This is a genomic window from Paenibacillus tianjinensis, assembly GCF_017086365.1.
Lineage (GTDB): Bacteria > Bacillota > Bacilli > Paenibacillales > Paenibacillaceae > Paenibacillus_AQ > Paenibacillus_AQ tianjinensis.
The window spans coordinates 936,472-955,968 of sequence record NZ_CP070969.1 but is presented as its reverse complement, the minus strand read 5'-3'; the positions used below and the strand labels follow the sequence as shown (position 1 = coordinate 955,968).

Below are 19,497 nucleotides of genomic sequence, written 5' to 3'. Positions count from 1 at the left end.
CATCCAAACGCACCTATATTGACACAAATTACCTGACTGTGGAATAAAACATTACATTATTAGCATCTTTGTTACACTGGCGGAATATATGTTTCCGCTGCCTTGCCTTTTCCGCTGCGGAAAACCGCCCGCATTTCCTCGCGTTTAGCCTTAGGACTCAGCACATAAACGGTATCTCCGGGGAGGATCACAGTACTGCCGTGCGGCGTAACGATTCCCTTATTGCGGATAATCGCCGTAAAGAGAATGTCATCCGGCAAATTCAGCTGCGCAATCTGCATTCCGGCAATCGGCATACTTGACTCAATCCCGATATGATTGAATTCGGAATCCGTTTTGCCAAGCGCAACCAATTCCATAAGCGACGGCTGTGCTGCTTCGTCACTACCCACCAGCTTTAACCTGGAAGCCAGCGGAGAGATGGTTGTCCCCTGAATAACAGCCGAAGTCAGGACAACGAAGAAAACTACATTAAAAAACATCCGCCCCTCAGGAAGCCCGGCCAGAAGCGGGTAGGTAGCCAGTACGATCGGCACCGCGCCGCGCAGACCTGCCCAGGATAACAATGTCTTCTCACGGACTGAAAATTTGGCAAACAGCAGGCTTATAAATACCCCGACTGGCCGGGCCACGAGCATCAGAATTACAGACAACAGCAGCCCCTGCCAGGCTATCTCAGAGAGCTCTTGAGGGAAAACCAGCAGACCGAGCAGGATAAACATAGCAATCTGCATCATCCAGGCGAACCCGTGATTGAAATTCATAATGGTCCGGTGGTACATCAGTTCTGAGTTGCCGAGGGTCAATCCCATCACAAAAACGGCGAGCAGTCCGCTGCTGTGCACGAGCGTCGAAACGCCGTAGGTCAGGACAGCAAATCCTATCGCCAGCACCGGGTACAGTCCGGTGGAATCCAGATTGATGCGATTGATTAAATATATAGCCAGCTTGCCAATCAGAATTCCCATGAGGAGTCCGATCCCCATCTCCCAGAAAAAGGACAGCAGCATGCTCCATATGGCCGTTTCCGGATGTTCAATCCATTCGATCAGCGAAACGGTCAGAAAAACAGCCATCGGATCATTGCTTCCGGACTCTGCTTCCAGTGTGGAGGTCAGGCGCTTGTCAATATTTTTGCCGCCTAGAACGGAAAAAACTGCAGCTGCATCTGTGGAACCAACGATTGCCCCGAACAGAAGGCTTTCTGCCCACGGCACTCCGAGCACAAACCTGGCGAACACCCCTACAATGGCAGTCGTCAGCAGTACCCCGATCGTAGCCAGGGACAATGCGGATGCCATAACAGGCCGGATATCCTTTATGCTCGTCTGCATTCCTCCCTCGAATAAAATGACTACAAGCGCAAATATTCCGGCAATTTGAGTTAAAGATACATTATTAAAATATACAAAATGACTAAGCACCATCCCTACCAAGATAAAAAGCACCAGCGCCGGCATCCCGAATCGTGTCGAGAATTTGGTTGATAGCACTCCAATCAGCAGCAGAACGGCGAGTAATAAGATAACACTGTCCGCTAAATGAGTCATTTTCCGCCTCTCCCCCCTGTTCTATTCGTAAAATGCTTACCGATGTTCCAGCGTTATTTACGTTATTAACCCTAAAATGCTTTTTTTGAGACAACCGGTCCACACTGCATATAGAATGCACAAACTCTGGAGCATCATACATCCTTCCGTGTATTGAACTTCCCTATGACGGAAGATTCCCTCAACGCAAAAAAACCCGGCCATAAATATAGCTGGGTCTCCTTATTAAGCAGTATTTCTCTGCCATCAAGCTTATTATTCTCTTGAGTACACCTGCATCTCCTGAATGGACCAGTAGTTGCCGCCGGAACCCGTCTGCAAAATTCTGATATAGCGGGCTTTTACTTGGGAAAAGCTAATCTTGGTGCTGTTCAGCTGCCCTTTTCCCCTAACCATGAGCTTCCAATTTACCGCATCATTAGATACATAAAGCTCATAACCACGCGGATAGTCATAGGAGGACAATGAATAATCCAGCTCTACAGCCTCCACCGCATGCTCTTTGCCAAGGTCAATCTGAAAGTATTCTCCCGAGGCCTGATGTTTGCCGGTATCCCAGCGTGTACGCCGGTCCCCGTCTATCGCACTTGACGGATTCGAGGCTTCGGTATTGACATTGGACGACACATTCCATTCGGTCCGGTCAAGCGGAACCAGACCAGTAGCCGTAATCTGCACTTTCTCAGACATCACACCTGAACCAGCAACTCTTACAGCATAGGTGTAAAGCGTACCTTCCTGAAGCTTGCTGTCGATGTATCCGGTTTCTTGAATTCCCGTTGCAATAACCTTCAGATCCCCGCCGGAGCCGTCGGCCCGGAGCACTTCATAACTTGCTCCGGGGGCCTCCAGCCAGTTCAGTTTCATGGATAATCCTTTGATTGCGGCGGCTTTGAAGCCTTGGGGCGCCGTATCCGCTACCTCTGAGGAGGGCTGCAGAATATACTGCACTGCCTCCCCCGGGGCGAGGGTCTCGTTAAATTCCAGTACAGGTGTTGCACTTCTGCCAGGAATATAACTGCGGGCTTCCTCATAAGTATCTCCGTTGCCAAACCGTTCTCCTTCGTAAACTGTTTTTTTCGGCATTGTTACCTTCACGGAGACCTTTTGCGTGGTCTCTTCAAAGTTCACAAAGTTAATCAGCAGTTTATTGGAGGTTGCACCGCTGCCTGGTAACGGCGTAAGGGTAGAGGTGTCTACAGCACGGACGTATACAAGTTTGTCTGCCAGCTGATCCTTATTACTGATCTGATAGGTTAACGGTGTACCGTGCGTTGCATATGCGAGACTAAGTCTTCTCATGATACTGACACGGGAATCCTCGTTTGTTTTTGTATAGTAAATCTCAGTCTTGGCCGGATCATGCTCCTCCAGATTGAATCCGTATTTAAACAAACTGAAGTTTTTGAAAAAGGCGGCATGCTGCACAAACATATCCGCATAACCGATATGGGCGCGCATAATCCGGTCAAACACTGCTGCTGTAGCCTCGGAAGCCCCATACTGGTAAGCATCCACGTGGCTATCCGAAGTACCGAATTCAGTCGTCAGCATTTTTTTGCCCAGGCCGTCTGCAGCTCCGCCGAAGGTCTTGAGATTCTCAGTAAAGCTGCCTCCGTTGCTGAAAATATAGGATTCCCCGTAGGAATGTCCGTTGGTCAAATCGGTTACCTCTTCGAGCTCATTGCGCTGCTTCGGATCACGTTCCCAGCCGTCAGGGTCACCGCACTGTTTGACCGCCCCCTTTTGATTGCCGCAGGAATCCGCGCTGTAGCTCGGCCAGTAAGCCCACCCCGGTGCCACTGTCTGCAAATGGGGGGCAATTGACTTGCCTTTCTTATTCAGCCAATCGGCGATCGCCAGATTGACAGCTTTTGAACGATTGAACAGGCCTGGCTCATTATCGACTTCATAATACTGAAAGTATGAGCCGTATTGCCTAAAATAATCAGTCAGCTTCTTCTCTGCCTCTTCCGGCAGCGAACCGTCAGCCTTCAGCTTAATATCTCCCGTGTACAGATACAGGGCAACTGACTGCATATTGTAATCCCTAAGCACTTTGTAATAATCCTCCATGTTAGAGCAGGAGCGGCCGACATCGCTGGCACAGCTGGTGCGCATAATGTTGCCGCTGTATGCCACGCCAAGCCACTTCATGATGTAAGGCAAATGAGTAACCGCACCTTCATCAAAATAAAACTGCTTGTTGTTGACCATTGTGCCGGTCAGTGTATAGCTGCCGTGAATCGGCTCCTTAATTGGGGCATTCAGCGATTCGAGACTTAAGGAATCCCAGGTCCACCAGTCGTACTTATCTTCCATACTTGAGGAATAAATACCGCGTGTAGTCCGCAGCTTCAGCTCGTTAATGCCCTGCACCAGCTGTTCCTTCGGGATATAGAGTTCATACGTTTTGCGGAAAGTATATTTGCTGTCCGTCCCGGCAACGCCGGCAATCTGGATCATGCCTGACAGCTGATGATTGGAGAAGACACTCATTTGCGGAACGGATTTGTATGCATCGAGAATACTTACGCGAAATAAGACCCCGTTCGCCGGGATCTTATTCAAATTATACGTAATAATCAATTCAGGGTTGGTGTCTCCCCGCAGGCCCGAAGGAACGCTTTTCAGCTCAGCGGCCTTGGCTACGGTAGAGACAGCATTATAAGTCTTTTTAGCGTCTGAGGAACCGAAAGCTGCAAATTCTCCGGCAGATCCATCACGCTGCCCCAGCTGCCACAGTACATTGCCGTCCGGCAAAGCCGGACCTGCATCAGCCGCTGAGGACAACTTAGTCATGTCTACCTCCACTTCGCCCCGCTTCGTCCCATCATCTCCGAAGACAGAAACGGACATAAGAAACAAGATGGTTAATGCCGCAAATTTTAGTAGTAACTTTAGAGGTCTGGTTGTTTTTTTCTTAGTCCTCATTCCTTTGTCCTCGCTTTCTTCTGGGGTGTCTGCTAATAAGTCGTAAAGCTAGATTAGGTTACTTAGGGAGGGTTAATGCACTTTTGGGGATAACCCCCTGCTTCTGGCTGGCACTCTTCCACAATAAACGGATATTGGCGTCCCCGCGATTCTCATAGTACTCCACTTTAATAGCATATGAGGTTCCGGCGGTAAGCTCGATGCTTCCCTCACGTCCGACGCCGCTCTGCTTCTTCCAGCTGTCAATCACCAGTTTATCGTCAATCCAGAGCCGCACTCCGTCATCCGAAGAGGCCGTAAACGTATATCTCTCACTATATATCGGCATGATCGATCCGGTCCAGCGAACCGAGAAGAGATCCTTCCCAAGGCCGACTGCCGGAGCGTCCCCATGCCAGTTGAAGTCAATCTTGTTGTCATTACGAATCAGCTGTGCTCCGCCGGACAGGTCAATATTGTTGAAATATTGCGCCCTTAATCCCTTGGTCGAAGCGGAAGGCTTCGTGTTCGGATTGCTGGCGAGCATAATAATATAATCATCGCGGGAAACGATGTAATTATCATTCATAAAATTTTTGATTTTCTGCAGATCATTTTTTTCAGTCAGCATTTTCCCCCATGTCATGGTATATACCCATTTACTTTGGGTTTGAGACAATATAACAGGGTCTGGGAGCTCTCCGCTTTCCCCGATGCCGATAGGCTTTCCGTCTGCCAGCTTCAGCAGATTCTCATAATAGGACTGCTTGAAGTCATTGTTATAAATATCTGCCGCCAGAATGTCCACTTTTCCCGATCCGGGAAAATAGGGTTCAAAGTCATCCGACCATTCATTAGGTGCATTAGGGTTCCATACCCATAACAGATTGTTCAGCTTGTGCGTGTTTGTTAAACGGTTATACATGATGTCCCAGAGCTTAGTGAAGTTGTCTTTATTCCCCCACCAGAACCAGTCTCCGTTCATTTCATGATAGGGACGCCACAGAACCGGTACTCCGGCATCCTGAAGATCTTCCAGATACCCGGCAATCTCGTCAATATCGGCAATCAGATTCTTATATTGTGCTGTTCCCGGAGTCACATAGGCATCAAACATCTCCTGGCTGAGACTCATATGCACATTGGCCCATTCCGGAGAAGTGCCGGGCAGGTTCTGATGAAAGGTCATCGCTACAATGCCTCCGCCCTTATGCCATTTAATTGCACTGTTCACCACAGCCTTACGCTGCCGCTTAATGGCCGATTCCGATTGATTATTGATTGCTCCAAGCTCATAACCGTGCAAAACAGCAGATTGCCCGGTGGCCTTTTTCAGCTTATTGTTGAATTCATCAGGACTTTCCAGATAGTCATGCTGTCCTGAAATCATGCCGTTACCGCTGAGATTCGATAGATAGGTCAGCAAATCGGCCGCCTCCTGGGAAGCGTTAGGATTGATCGGAGTATTCACTGCTGCCGGGATAGACACAGTCCGGGTAACAGGAAGGCTGCGTACCTCCGACCAGGGCAGTAAAGAGAGAATGAAGATAATAGGCAAAATCGTCGTAAATAGCCGGAACTTGCGGTTAGTGTTCAATGTTAACTCCTTTCTCCAGCCGTTAAACCTCTATGAAGCAAGTGACGGTTCCCTTAGCAGGACAGTCACTTTGCAGCCAACTGAGGCCTATAGCTTAGTAGCCCTGCTGGTAAGCAGGGCCCTAATAGGTGGACTTTTGAGGATTTAGTATTGTAACGGCTTAACCAGCATCAGTGACGGCGGTGATATAACAGACTGCCGATCGCTTATTTTAGGAAGCAGAAGGTAGGAACAAGGCGCTTGTTGGGACAGTCCCCTTTAACTGGCTCGGGCTTTCCCACATCAGCTTCGCTCTTGCATCCCCTTGGTTCTCATAATATTCCACTTTAATATCATATAACTGTCCTGCCTGCAGGTTTATGCTTCCCATGCGTTCGGTTCCACTCTGCTTCACCCAGCTGTCGATGATGAGACTGCCATTGACCCAGACACGGACACCGTCGTCTGAAGAGGTATAGATTTGGTACGTCTCACTATACAGCGGCTTAATTTTACCGCTCCAGCGTACGGAGAAGAAATCCACTCCGATTGCCGCATCCGGCGAGCCCAAACGCCAGTTGAGGTCAAGAACCGCATCGGTGCGTACAACTGCGGGAGTTCCCGCCAGCTGCATATTGTTGAAATACTCCCCTTGCAGCCCGTTGACCGCAGGTGCTGCTGTCGGCGCTGGCGTTGGCGTTGCTGTTGGCGTTGGTGCCGCTGTTGGCGTTGGTGCCGCTGTCGGCGTTGGAGCTGCTGTCGGCGCTTGCGTTGCTGTCGGCGTTGGTGCTGCTGTCGGCGCTGGCGTTGCTGTCGGCGCTGGCGACACTGTTACTGTCTGTACCATGGCCAGCGAATTCGTCATTAATGACGATTCAACAGTATTTATAGATGATATGGAGCTTTTTAAGAACAATGCGCTTGAAGGAACGGTTACTTTGGCCTGGCTTGGACTCTGCCACATCATCCGGATATTGGCGTCACCGGCATTTTCATAATATTCTACTTTAATGTCATAATACTGTCCTGCTTTCAGGGCAATGCTTCCGGTACGCTCGGTACCGCTCTGTTTCATCCAGCTGTCGATAACGGCCGTTCCATTCACATAGACACGAATACCATCATCCGATGTTGTATAGAATTGATAGGTTTCACTATAAGAAGGCTTAATCAGACCGGTCCAGCGTACGGAAAAAATATCTACAGGCAATGAAGCATCCGGTGATGCCTGACGCCAGTTGAAATTAAGTAAACTATCATTGCGTACCAGCACAGGCGTGCCGGACAGCGTCATATTCTTGAAATATTCACCTGTAAGCCCGTTTACCAGCGGTACCGGTGCCTGCAATGTATTTTCAGGTAAGGAGGTCGGCGTTGGTGTAGCTGTAGGTGCTACCGTTGGAGTTGGTGTCGCTGTAGGCGTTGCCGTTGGTGTCGCTGTTGGCGCTACTGTTGGTGTCGCTGTTGGCGCTACCGTTGGTGTCGCTGTTGGCGTTGCTGTCGGCGTTGCCGTTGCACCAGGGACTGTCCATGCCTTATATTCATCCCGGGTCAGGGTGTAGCTGTCATTCATAAAGCTTGTGATTGTAGTCGTGCTGTTGTTATCATAGAGCATTTTTCCCCAGTTCATCATATAAACGTAATTCTTCTGGGATAGCTGCAGCTTAGCTATACTCGGCATCTCGCCATTCTCACCGATGCCAACCGGTTTACCGGCAGCCAGACTGACCAGGCTGTCATAATATTTATTCATATAATCATTATTGTATATGTCAGCTGCAAGTACATCGACCTTATTCGCACCAGGATAGGTCAGCTCATAGGGATCAGACCAGGCATTCGGAGCATTCGGATTCCATACCCACAGCAGATTGTTAAGTTTATGATAGTTAACAAACCGGTCATACATAATATTCCACAGTCCGGCGAAGTTGGTCTTCTTTCCCCACCAGAACCAGTCTCCGTTCATCTCATGGTAAGGTCTCCAAAGTACGGGGACTCCTGCATCCCGCAGGCTTTTGAGTGAAACTGCAACTTTATCGAGATCGGCAATCAGTGCGTTGTACTGTGCCGTACCTGGTGTTATATATTTGTTAAACTCTGCTTGTGTCAATGATTTCTGCACATTAGCCCAATCATACGTAGTGCCCGGCAGATTCTCATGAAAAGTCATGGCTACGATACCGCCGGATTTAGACCAGTTGATCGCACTATTGACTACATTCTTCCGTTGCATTGCGGCGGTGCTTTCGGATTGTCCGCTGATAACTCCCAGCTCATATCCGTGAAGTGCGGCATATTGTCCGCTTGTTCCTTTCAGCTTGTTGCTAAATTCATCCGGGCTCTCCAGATAATCATGCTGGCCTGAAATAATTCCTTTTCCGGAAATAGAATACAGACTATCGAGGAGCTTGACGGCTTCAGCTGAAGCGTCCGGATTAACTGGCACAGCTGTACTTGAAGCTGCTTTAACCGAGGAAGGTGCAAATCCTAGTCCAAGCGGTACGGCGGACAAAAACACAGCCAGAGACAACACGGCGGACAACAAACGAAACTTACGGTAAGTTTTCAAAATGATCTTCCTTTCGGTAGCCAGGCTGCCACTTTTAAGAGGCCCTATAGCTTTGCGTCCCTATCTTTCGAGTAGGTTTGCCTTTGTCGTTTTGGAAGGATTTCTCCTTCTTACCGTAAGTATCGACTCTATTAAGTTGTAGGTTTATAGCAAAAATGAAGATTTCTTAATAAATGGTTCTAAATACCTGTTTTGGATTTGTAACAATTGGTTAAATAGATTATTTAGGCCTACGAAATGAACTGGTGCAATGCTATATCCTTCCAGTCCAAGGTGATTCGGATATTATCCTCTTCCACCAGCTCGGATCCGGTCTGCACTTCGATAAACTCCACATCCGTCAGCGCAAGGATCGCATGTTTGGTGCCTTCTGGGATGCGAACCACATCGCCAGCCTTCACATTATGCATTTTCTCGTTAATCACAATACTGGCTTCCCCGCTTACAAAGGTCCAGATTTCACTGCGTTTGCGGTGCAGCTGGTAGCTGATGTTCTTGCCCTCTTCAATAAAAATCCGCTTAGTCAGGACTTCATTGCCCTCATCGTACTTCACATAATCAATGACCTTGTAATGGCCCCAGCGGCGTTCCTCGAACATCGGTCTTTGCTCGTAAGACTTCAATACTTCTTTGATCCGCGGGCTTTCCGCTTTATGCGTAACCAAGATGCCATCCGGGCTGGCGGCGATAATTAAGTCCTTCGCCCCGATGACTGTGATCGGAATATCCAGCTCATTGATCAGGCAGGTCCCCTCAGAATCGGCCGTGACAACACCTTTTCCTACCAGATTGCTGCTCATTTCTTCGGTCAGCGTGTTCCAGGTACCCAGGTCCTTCCAGAAGCCTGCATAAGGCTGAACCACGATATTCTCCTCTTTTTCCACCACTTCATAGTCAAAGCTGATGGAGGCAAGCAGTTTATACTGCTTCTGAAGTTCCTCGTAGTTAAGCGGCAGCCCTTTGCGTTGCAGAATATCAAGCAGATAACCCAAGCGGAAAGCGAATACCCCGCAATTCCAAAGGGCTCCTTTGCTGATCAGACCTTCGGCTTGTACACGGTCAGGTTTTTCCTGGAAATGGCTCACTTGCAGATATCCGCTTGTTCCCGCCTCAGCACTGGTAGGGATGATATATCCGTATTTCTCTGACGCATGTTCAGGAACTACGCCCATCAGCGCCAGATTTGCGCCGCTTTCCTCCATGGTCTGCTCAAGCTGGACTACGGTATCGAAAAATGAAGCTTCTACATAGGGATCAACAGGCAGGATAGCGACGGTTTCGTCCGGAGAAACACCGGCCATCGAATACAGGTAAGCTGCTGTCAGTGCTATGGCCGGGAAGGTATCACGGCGCTCAGGCTCAACGATGATCGGAACCTCGCTGCCAAGCTGGCTCTGAATCGATTCCACCTGGCTGCGGCCCGTTGCCAGATAAGACGAACCTGTCATGCCCGCTTCCTCAAGCTGTCTCCAGACACGCTGTACCATAGATTCCGGTTCACCCGTCGGGCTTTCCAGTACCTTCAGAAATTGCTTCGAACGTGAATCATTGGACAAAGGCCATAGCCGTTTACCAGAACCGCCTGATAGAAGTACCAGTTTCATAAGTGAACCCTCCTATTTATGTGTTGTCGCGAAAATATCGGATTGTTATTGTAAGCTGCCGCTCGGTGCAGATGCAAAAGATGGACTGCTTTGAGCAGCACTGCTGGCTTCGCAAAAATTCTTAAAGACCACACTGTTATGAGAGTCACTGCAAGGAATGTTTGGACTTTCGGCCGCTGTTGTCTCCAGATTTCCTGATTGAACGCTCTTCGCGGTTGAAATCCGGAGACAAAGGCGGACGCATACGCTCCTACAGTTCCAAAATCCCTCTCCGTTCCATTCCATAACAGCTTACGGTTAAGAACTCCTGCTTGCTCGGGCGAGCAGTCTGGAAGCATCGCCTTTTTTGCTCGCTTCAACCACCGGCCAAGCTACCGGATAAAGATCCGGTATTGCCGCTTATTGGGCGGCAGCTATAGGGCAAGGAGCGGAGCGGCAGCTAAAGCTGCGCTCATAAGGGCAAGAGATTCTGGATTACACAGCCCCGGCGACGCTTGGGGAATAACCGCTCAATCCGCCCATCTGCGGGCGGCCGACCGAGTGGTACTCCAACCCGGTGCCTTCGATCTGCTCCTTGGAGTAGACGTTGCGGCCGTCGATCAGAATCTGGCGGCGCATGCTGCCGGCCAGCTGATGCAGATCGATATCCTTGAACTGGGCCCAGTCGGTCAGCAGGCAGATGGCGTCGCTGCCTTCTGCCGCCTCTTCCGGAAGACCGCACCAGCGCAGCTGCGGATGATCATACCCTGCTCTGAAGTTATCAGCAGCAATCGGGTCATACAGCTTCACTGTTGCACCTTCCGCCACCAGGGCTTCGACGATTTCACGTGCTGGAGCTTCGCGGACATCATCGGTATTCGGCTTAAAGGCAAGCCCCCAGATCCCGATGACTGCGCCGCGCAGGCTGCCCAGCGATTCATGAAGCTTCGAGATGATCATGAACCGCTGGTCCTTGTTCACCTCAACCACCGACTTCAGCAGCTTGAACTCGTAATCGACGTTACCGGCGATCTGAATCAACGCATTGGTATCTTTCGGGAAACAGGAGCCTCCATAACCAATGCCGGCCTGCAGGAACGAGGAGCCGATTCTGCGGTCCATTCCCATGCCTTCGGCCACCATGGTTACATCAGCTCCCACTTTTTCGCAAATGTTAGCAATCTCATTAATAAAAGATATTTTGGTTGCCAGGAATGCGTTTGAAGCATATTTGATCATTTCCGCACTGCGGATATCTGTTACGAAGATATTTTCCGTGAAGCCCTGATGAAGCTGGCGCATGGTCGGCTCAAGCTGAGGATTATCGAGGCCGATAACGATCCGGTCCGGATGAAGGGTGTCGCGGATTGCAGAGCCTTCACGCAGGAACTCGGGAGCGGAGACAATATCGAAGGGATGATTCGTGTGGGAAGCGATGAGGTTGCGGATTTTCTCATTCGTGCCAACCGGAACAGTCGACTTGGTCATGATGATTTTGTAACCTTCCATCGCCTGGGCAATTTCCGTAGCGGCTCCCTCGATATACCTTAAATCCGCTTCGCCACCCGGCAAAGAAGGTGTACCCACAGCCAGAATGACGATATCTGAGCGGCGCACCGATTCCTGAAGATCCGAAGAGAAGGATAATCTGCCCTCCCGGAGATTCATCTCAATCAATGCCTCGATCCCCGGTTCATAGATAGGGGATTCCATCCGGTTAAGCTTGCTGATTTTTTCCTCATCCTTATCGACGCAGATGACATGATTCCCGTTAAGTGTAAAACATACGCCAGATACTAGACCGACATAGCCGGTACCGATAACTGCCAGCTTCATACAATCATCCTCCTTTTAGGAAATTAATGTAGGCTTGCTCTACATATTGCTTGAACTGCACCATAAACGCTTGTTCGTCGAATTTGCGGGCATGGCCCATGATTTGGCCGATATCCCATGGGTAGGACTCCACTTCGTGGATGGCCTTCAGTAAATCGTCAACTTCCTGGTTCTGAAAAAACACACCGTTGACATATGGCACGATGGTGTCCAGCGCGCCTCCGGCCTGATAAGCGATGACCGGTCTGCCTGCGGCATTCGCCTCCAGCGGCGTAATACCGAAATCCTCTTCTCCCGGAAAGATAAATGCCCGGCACTGTGACATCAGGCCTGTTACCTCTCCATCATCCAGCCGTCCGAGGAAGGATACATTATCTTTGGCCATGCCCTCCAGCCGTTTGCGGTCGGGTCCGTCACCGACAATATAGAGCTTAAGACCATTGCGGTTGAAGGCCTCCACGGCGAGATCGATCCGCTTGTAGGAAACAAGCCGGGAGACGATCAGGTAATAATCGCCGATGGAACTCGAGCTTGTAAACCGGGCGGTGTTGATCGGCGGGAAAATCACATCGGCATCCCGGTGATAATAGTTCTGGATCCGTTTCTTCACTACGGAAGAGTTGGCTACGAACTGGTTCACATTTTTGGATGTCCGCTGGTCCCAGGACTTGAGCCGCTGCATGTAGACCTTCAGTAGTCTTTTGAACAGTCCGGAGTTTGATTGCCGCTCCATGTATGTGTCATAATCCCAGGCGAAGCGCATTGGCGTATGGCAGTAGCATAGATGAAACGTCGATTCGGGCACCTGAATGCTTTTCATAAAAGCACTGCTGGAACTCAGGACAATATCATATCCGCGAAAGTCCAGATCTCGGATGGCCATGGGATAAAGCGGCAGCACCCCTTTGAAATTGGTCTTCACTCCCGGAATTTTTTGCAGCCAGGAGGCCCGGATATCCGCATCTTTGAGGTTGTCGGTTAGGCGGCTTCCGTTAAAAACCGTCGTGAAGATCGGAGCATCCGGATACATGTGGTGGAAAACTTCCACTACTCTTTCCGCCCCGCCCATTTGGATTAAGTAATCGTGCGCTATCGCAATTTTCATGTGAATCATCCTCAAAGTTTTATGGAGCAGCATCATCAAGTAGTGATTGTATGGATGCAGGCGGTTGTTGTTTACGCTTTGGCTTGAGTTCGGGAATCTATTAGGTCGCTGCCAGCAAACCTTTGTAGTAGTCAACGATGTCCTTGACTGTATTCTCGATGACGAAGTGCTCTTTCACCCGCTTCATTCCACTATCCGCCATCCGTCTGCGCTCTTCGGGATGGTCCAGCATCCAGGTGATTGATTCTGCGAGTACCTTAGCGTCTCCAGGCTGGATCAGCAGTCCCGTTACACCGGGTACTACGATCTCTACCGGTCCGCCTTCATTGGAGGCGATCACCGGCAGTCCAGCCGCCATGCCTTCGACGATAACCTGGCCGAACGGCTCGGGGGTGATCGACGTGTGTATCAGTAGATCTGCTTTATTCATCAAGCCTTGTATGTCATCCACATGTCCCAGCAGACTAACATTGCTCAGATCATCCTGCTGCATCTTGCGGATTAACTCCTGTTTGTATTCTTCTTCTCCGAAAAGCGCGTCACCGGCCAGCCAGAACTTAACCCGGCTATCGTGTTTGAATGCCTTCGCTGCTTCCAGCACGACATGCTGGCCTTTCCAGTGTGCCAGCCGCCCTACCAGGAGCACGTTGAAATCCTTCTGATCCCGTTTGCCGATCCCTTCGCCGATCGCCTTGGCAAAAGCGGAATACACGACGAGGGTTTTTTTGGTGCGGGGCAGCTCCAGCGCATTCAGCGTAGAGTGGGAGTTGGCGATGACGCCGTTCGGGAGCAGGCGTGACAGGAGCCGGATAGCTTTGGCCACAACCGGCTTCAGGTACGGGGCTCCGATATGATCCCGGATGTGCCAGATCAGCGGCACTCCTGCTTTTTTGGCAGCAACTGCGCCGTAAAAGGCCGACTTCAGAGAATTGGTATGCACACAATCCACTTTCTCCTGTTTGAGCAATGGAGCCAGCTTACTTCCGTAAGCCAGCAGTTTAATGGCTGCTGCCGGAGCGCCGAGGTTGACGGCGTTTCTGCCGCGGCTGCGAATGCTCTCATCCAGCGGGATAATGCGGACATCGATCCCTTTCTCGCGGAGCCGTTCAGCAAGCGTTCCTTCTTCCGCCAGGATTACCAGCGGCTCAATCTGCTCACCGATATTGGTAAGAATGTTGAAAAGAGCAACCTCTCCGCCGCTCCACTTCGCGGTGTGATCAATATAAGCGACTTTTAACATCCTGCGGCCACACCCTTTCCCAAAGTTTCAAGGAATACGGATTCCACTCGGTCACCAACATGCTCCCAGGTGTATTTCTCCAGCACATGATCCCGGCATTCGTCGCGGCTTGGCAGCAGCTTACGGTTGCTTAGCATATGAATCATGCCTTCCGCCATATCATCACTGGCCGCACTCTTAAACAGCAGCTCCGGGCGGAAGCCCTGCAGAATTTCTTTGTTGCCGCCTACCGGCGTAGCCATTACGGGAAGACCCGAAGCAAGTGCTTCAACGGTGATCAGGCCGAAACCCTCCAGCGCCTGCGAGGGAACCACGAACATATCGGCTGCCTGATAATAGGAGGCGAGCTGATGGTCGGGAATGTATCCGAGCAGCCGGACCTTGTTGGCAAGGCCGTAATCGGCGATTTTTTCTTCCAGTTCAGCACGCAGCGGCCCTTTGCCGCCGATCAGCAGAATCGCATTCGGGAACCGTTCCGTGACCTGCTTCCAGGCATCCAGCAGCTGGAGCAGCCCCATACGGTTCATCAGCCGCCGTACGGTCAGGACTGTCGTAGCCCCCTCCGGCAGATTCAGCGTCCGCCGTACCGCCAGCCTGTTACTTGCCGGAACAAAACGTTCCACGTTCGCTGCGCCCGGGATAACAATGATCTTGTGCAGCGGCACACCGTGCAGCGTGTGTAGCATGTCACGGAAGTACTCGCTGAGTACGATGAATTTATCCGCCAGCTTATAGGCTTTGCGTTCAATCGATTTGGCAATAGTCGTTTTGACCCGGTGCTTGATGCCCTGTCCTTCGATCTTCATCTCTTCATTCCACGGACCGTGAAAGGTCATGATCACCGGAATGCCCCGCTTCTTTGCTTCCATTGCCGGCCCAATGCCGTATGGGGCAAAATGCGAATATAGGATATCAATACGCCCGCTGCCGTTTCCCATCAGATCCGCAGCCTTGCGCTGGAATGCATCCTTGCGCTTCCAGATGGTCTCTTTAGGGTCGCCGGCGTTATGGATAATCAGTTCTTTGGGGGTGGAGGGCGTCTCCTGGCTGCAGATCAGCGCATGTACCTGATTGCGTGAGGAGAGCTGCTCACATACGGATTTGAAATACGTGTTGAGCCCGCCGGGCTGGAGCGATGGCCAACTGAGGCCGGTCGTCATTATATTGAGTCCGTCACTGTACGGCATAGCTTCGCTCCCCTTTCTTTTCTTTCTCCGCCTGACCCTGTGCATTGTGCCGGGCCAGCTTGCTGGAGCTTGTTAATTCGTAATGCTTGAAGCCGACCATGAATTCATACATCACCCAGAATACGGAAACCGCGAATCCCGAAATGCCTTTTTTGAACAAACCGTGCAGGAAATATTTCTGCAGGAACCGTGCCGGCGGCCGCAGCAGCAGATTTCTCAGCTTAAACGGCTTACCGCTGGCAAAAGCGCTTTGCGCCTCCAGATCGGTGTATTTGTTAAAGCGGGCCACATGGTCATTGATGCTCCGGAAGCCCTGGTGCCAGAGAATTCCGTTCAGGCGGACTGTCCGCTCTTCCTCAACCTCCGGCATTTCATGTACCAGGGAGTTGCGGATGCCGTACTCCTTGCGGTTGTACAGGCGCACCAGGTATTCTCCTTTGTCCAGCCATCTGCCCAGGAAATCACCGATCCGGTAAAGCGAGTACGCCACAGCCCTGTCGGTCAGAGCCGGCTTACGCTGCAGGATATCCTGGGCCAGCTCATCGCTGACCACTTCGTCGGTATCAATCAGGAAGACCCAATCATGGACGGCGCGTTCCACCCCGAATTCCCTTTGTTTGGCATATCCGGGCCATGGGTTAACGTACACCCGGCAGTCCAGGCTTTCGGCCAGCTGCACCGTCCCGTCTTTACTCCCTCCGTCGATTACGACCACCTCATCGGCGAATAGTCGGCAGGATTGAATTGCTTTGGATATGCGAACTTCGTCATCCTGAGCAATGATGACAGCCGAAATCGGGTAACTGCCCGGGCCGCCAAGCACGCTTGTCACTGAACCCATGAAGGTCTCCTCCTTTGCTTGGTTGGTCCGGCGTGTCGTCACTACGAGAAAGATTTGGGCTTCCGACCGCTGTTGTTCTCTGTTTTCCTTGATTAAAACGCTGATAGCGGTTGAAATCAGAGAACAAAGGCGGACACTTCGTTTTTACAGCTCCAAAATTTCTCTCCGTTCCTTTCACACCGTCCCTTGTTTTGTTTAGCAGCTAAGTAGCTCGCATCGTGTCCTCTGCTCGCTAGACTACTTACTTAACTGCTGGTATCCATAGGTTTTTTGCGAATATAAGAATTCATCGTCGTCTTCATCCACTGAATGTCTTCTCCGTTAATGAACAGCCGTGGAAGCTTGACTTTCAGGTTATATCTGATATTAAGAATGATGAACAAGAAGCGAAGTATGCCTGATGAGAGCATGGCCACCCCTGCTCCGAACAATCCGAACTTCGGCACCAGCAGGAAGAGCAGCGGGATCACGAGGATCAGGCCTACCCCCTGAAGGATAGAAACAAACTTCGGTTTGCCGAGCGCCATAAACACCTGAGCCAGAATCAGTGTGCCACCGCTAATCGTTACTTCCAGCAGCAGCAGGCGGAACACAGTCAGTGCAGTGTTGAAATCCCTGCCGTACAGCAGCGGAATTACGAAAGGAGCTACCAGCATTAGGAACAGCGCACCGAGCAGGGTGCAGGTGGTGCTGATCCGGAAAGCTTTGAAGGTCAGCGCAACCGCCTCATCCTTCGACAGTTCGGAAGCTTTCGGGAACAGCACCACTGTGATTGAATTTGAGAAGAAGTTAACCATCCGCGACAGGCTCACCGCGACCGCATACAGCCCCAGATCGGCTGGCCGCAGCAGGCCGGCAATAATGATCTGGTCAATATAGTAAGAGAACTGGCCGAGCAGGTCATTGCCGTAAGAGCCGAGCCCGTAGGTGAACAATCTCTTGAAATTCAGGTAAGTATCTTTCATCTTCACCTTGTAGGTGCGGAGCAGCGAGATCGTCATCCAGATGAACAGCGGAACCGATGGAACCAGATAGGCCAGTGCGGTCGTAAATGGATTCATGCTGCCGGTAAGGATCAGAATCCCGATTGCTGAAAGGGTCAAAAGCGGAATCAGGTAACGCAGCAGGTTGAAGGTTCTGTAATCCCCCCGGAATTGAAAGGCTGCGTTATTGACCTGTGAAACTACAATCAGCGGACACAGGATCATTGACATCTGGGCAAAGAGGACAACCTCCGGGCTGAATGATTTCAGCCAGTACGGAAGGACGATAATCCCGATCGCCATTGCCGCGATCCCGAAGCCAAGCCCGATCAAAAGCGCCACCCGGTATAGCACTCCGGCTTCATCCGGGTTCTTCTTGGCGTTGTAGATCAGTGCTGAGGGAATACCAAAACTCATACTGAACGCCAGAAACTGCGACCAGTTCACCATAGCCGTCTGTTCCCCGCGGCCTGTCGGGCCTAAGTAGCGGGCGGTAAGCACACCGGTCAGCATATTGACCAGCAGGATCAGTATGCTGACCATCATCGTTTTTACGGCGGCAGAGCTGTTGTTCTTGCTCTTCGTAAAGCTCTTGAGCGAGGACCAGACTGTGCTAGTGGGAAGTGATTTCGCGTTCAACTGCTGCATGTGGTGTCCCCTTCTTTCTGCTCTCAATAATCTCTTTAGCGCCAAGGCCCAGGCCAATCAGCATCCAGATCAGATATCCTTTAAGCCCGGGGAAGCCGTTGTCCGATACCAGGCTGACTACCGCTCCCGTCCATGCGGCCAGCGACAGCCTGGCATAAGGCTGGAGACTGTCCTTGCTGGTTACCCGGCTGACAATTTGTTTAATAACTGCACCGAGTGCACCGAAGAAGAACAAAGCACCCAATACCCCGAAGGTAAGCAGCAATGCGATAAACCCGTTATCCATATTGCCGTATTCTCCGAGTTCTCCTCCGTTGCCTATCTTCGTTCCTTGCCCTACACTGCCGATTCCCTGACCCACCGGGTTGGAAGCGACCATCGGCAGCATGTTCTGCCAGAGGCTGAGCCGTTCGTTATAAGAGTGGTCTTCCTGCACAGAGGTAAGTGTCTCCATCCGGGCGACCAGCCCCTCTGCACCCGGAAGCTTCGGCACGATCCAGAATAGTGCTGCTGCTACAAATGCCAGCTGGAGCAGTGCCTTCCATTTGCCCTTCGAAGGCGATGAGCCGATGTAGACCAGCAGCATCACCAGCATCACCAGCCAGGCGGAGCGGACCAGCGTAGTCAGCAGGCAGATCACTACGAGCAGTACACCGATCCAGCGCAGTGTGCCTTGCCATCTCTTTTCGAGAATCATCGGCACCAGTGCGAACACCAGGAAGGTTGCGGCCGGCCCGGGTGAGTTCAGTGTGGAGAAGACCCGGATTTCCAAAGGATACGGGGTTCCGATGGACATCATATCGGCGTTCCGCATCCAGAAGGCATCCCATGGCGGAACGGTCAGATATTGAACGATACCGTAAACGGCTACCAGCACTGCAATGTTGGCAAAAGTGTACAGCAGCCGGTCAATATCCTTCGGATTGAACCGCGTGACTGCAAAGAATGGAATCAGCAGCAGCGGTACGATGTAATTCGCCAGATCGTACACTGAACCAATACCGTTCTTGGCCAGGCCGATCAATGCACCGTAGGCCAGGGCTACCGAGAACAGCAGGATAATCCGGGTGGAGGACTTGCGGATCCGGTGAATCTCCCTGAGCACCGGAATCGCGAGCAGTGCACCTGTCAGCAGCGGCGCCAGACTGAGCAGGGATACGGAATGGTACACACCCTCCGACCAGTCAGCGATACGCCTCAGCTCCGGAGCCACCGCCCATACGAGCAGTGTATAGGTGAGCAGCTGCTTCGGCTTCACCAGCGCCAGCAGGAAGGCGGGAAAGAGAATTCCCGCCAGAACCACGCCCTGCAGGCTGTTCGAAGCACTAAGTTTCGCACTGGCGAACCCGATCATCAGCGGAAGGCCAAGGCATATGGCACATATCAGCGCCATAACCGCACCCGATCTTACCGCGGTCAGGGATAGCAGCGTCAAGCTGCTTTCATTCTGGTCCGTCATCTTC

12 protein-coding genes and 1 riboswitch are annotated in these 19,497 nt (G+C 51.3%); all 12 genes read right to left on the bottom strand.

Translation table 11 applies throughout. The features are described 5' to 3' along the window. Positions 1-71: 71 nt before the first annotated feature. Complete coding sequence (locus JRJ22_RS04090) at positions 72-1,550, bottom strand: potassium/proton antiporter (protein WP_206103352.1); 1,479 nt, start codon at positions 1,548-1,550, stop codon at positions 72-74. Positions 1,551-1,805: 255 nt separating this feature from the next. Beyond that, positions 1,806-4,352, bottom strand: a complete 2,547-nt coding sequence (locus JRJ22_RS04085; protein ID WP_232381026.1) for a discoidin domain-containing protein — start codon at positions 4,350-4,352, stop codon at positions 1,806-1,808. 190 nt (positions 4,353-4,542) lie between these two features. Continuing rightward, positions 4,543-6,060: a glycosyl hydrolase gene (locus tag JRJ22_RS04080; protein WP_206103350.1), complete on the bottom strand. Its 1,518-nt coding sequence runs from the start codon at positions 6,058-6,060 to the stop codon at positions 4,543-4,545. A gap of 211 nt (positions 6,061-6,271) precedes the next feature. Next, a complete protein-coding gene (locus JRJ22_RS04075; RefSeq protein ID WP_232381025.1) occupies positions 6,272-8,611 on the bottom strand; it encodes a PA14 domain-containing protein in 2,340 nt (779 codons plus the stop codon). Positions 8,612-8,623: 12 nt separating this feature from the next. Then, a riboswitch (cyclic di-GMP riboswitch) is annotated at positions 8,624-8,703 on the bottom strand. 138 nt (positions 8,704-8,841) lie between these two features. Next, positions 8,842-10,215, bottom strand: a complete 1,374-nt coding sequence (locus JRJ22_RS04070) for a sugar phosphate nucleotidyltransferase (RefSeq protein ID WP_206103349.1) — start codon at positions 10,213-10,215, stop codon at positions 8,842-8,844. Positions 10,216-10,689: 474 nt separating this feature from the next. After that, positions 10,690-12,030, bottom strand: a complete 1,341-nt coding sequence (locus JRJ22_RS04065; protein WP_206103348.1) for a UDP-glucose dehydrogenase family protein — start codon at positions 12,028-12,030, stop codon at positions 10,690-10,692. A 4-nt stretch (positions 12,031-12,034) separates the two neighbouring features. Continuing rightward, on the bottom strand, positions 12,035-13,135 hold the full coding sequence (locus JRJ22_RS04060; protein WP_206103347.1) for a glycosyltransferase: 1,101 nt from the start codon (positions 13,133-13,135) through the stop codon (positions 12,035-12,037). Between the two features lie 100 nt (positions 13,136-13,235). After that, the gene (locus tag JRJ22_RS04055) at positions 13,236-14,375 is read right to left on the bottom strand and encodes a glycosyltransferase family 4 protein (RefSeq protein ID WP_206103346.1); all 1,140 of its coding nucleotides are present in this window, start codon (positions 14,373-14,375) and stop codon (positions 13,236-13,238) included. Next, the gene (locus tag JRJ22_RS04050; protein ID WP_206103345.1) at positions 14,369-15,562 is read right to left on the bottom strand and encodes a glycosyltransferase family 4 protein; all 1,194 of its coding nucleotides are present in this window, start codon (positions 15,560-15,562) and stop codon (positions 14,369-14,371) included. The genes JRJ22_RS04055 and JRJ22_RS04050 overlap by 7 nt, the downstream gene beginning before the upstream one ends. Next, a complete protein-coding gene (locus JRJ22_RS04045) occupies positions 15,549-16,403 on the bottom strand; it encodes a glycosyltransferase family 2 protein (protein ID WP_206103344.1) in 855 nt (284 codons plus the stop codon). Before JRJ22_RS04045 ends, JRJ22_RS04050 begins: the two co-directional genes overlap by 14 nt. A 245-nt stretch (positions 16,404-16,648) precedes the next feature. Next, entirely contained in the window at positions 16,649-18,034 is a 1,386-nt protein-coding gene (locus tag JRJ22_RS04040; RefSeq protein ID WP_206103343.1) for a lipopolysaccharide biosynthesis protein, read from the bottom strand. Next, on the bottom strand, positions 18,000-19,493 hold the full coding sequence (locus tag JRJ22_RS04035; protein WP_206103342.1) for an O-antigen ligase family protein: 1,494 nt from the start codon (positions 19,491-19,493) through the stop codon (positions 18,000-18,002). The genes JRJ22_RS04040 and JRJ22_RS04035 overlap by 35 nt, the downstream gene beginning before the upstream one ends. Positions 19,494-19,497: the final 4 nt, after the last annotated feature.